The sequence below is a fragment of the Aeromonas simiae genome (genome assembly GCF_000820125.1).
GTDB lineage: Bacteria > Pseudomonadota > Gammaproteobacteria > Enterobacterales > Aeromonadaceae > Aeromonas > Aeromonas simiae.
Genome location: NZ_CDBY01000086.1, coordinates 20,731 through 21,268 on the forward strand (window position 1 = coordinate 20,731; position 538 = coordinate 21,268).

At 66.9% G+C, this 538-nt stretch carries 1 protein-coding gene; it reads right to left on the bottom strand.

Annotated elements, in window-relative coordinates; all coding sequences use genetic code 11:
* Positions 1-538 (bottom strand): M28 family metallopeptidase (locus BN1134_RS17560; protein WP_042048784.1); only part of this gene is annotated, 538 nt, incomplete at both ends.

Here is a 538-nt window from a genome sequence, read left to right on the forward strand (position 1 = left end):
GCGGGAGAGCGCCAGCAGGCGGTCACGCACCTTGGGATCATGGCTGTAGCGGCTCGGGTCGGCGCAGCTGTACTCGGCCACGTCGGAGTGGGCCGAGTGGACATAGAGAGTGTCGCCGCCGGCGATGGTGTCGTTGTTCACCATGGCCAGGGTGGCCCCCACCTCGTCGGCACTCAGGCTGGCGGCATAGGCTTTGGCGCCGTTGGTGCCGTTCTCCTCAGCCCCGAAGAAGACCAGCCGTACCGTATAGGGCAGGGTCTGCCCCTTGAGGGACTCGGCCACCGCCAGCATGGCGGCGATACCGGCGCCGTTGTCGGTGGCGCCTTCCGACCCCTTCTGCTCCCCGGTGCTGTCGTAGTGGGCGCCGACGATGAGCAGCTGGTCGCGCTTGCCGGGCAGTGTGACGATCAGATTCTGGGAGTGCATCTCCACCCCCTTCTTCTGGTAGCTAAAGGGCTGGCGGGTCACGTCATAGCCCCAGCCGGTCAGCTTATCGGCGATCCAGTTGGCTGCCTCGGTCTCGCTGGCGGTGCCGGTC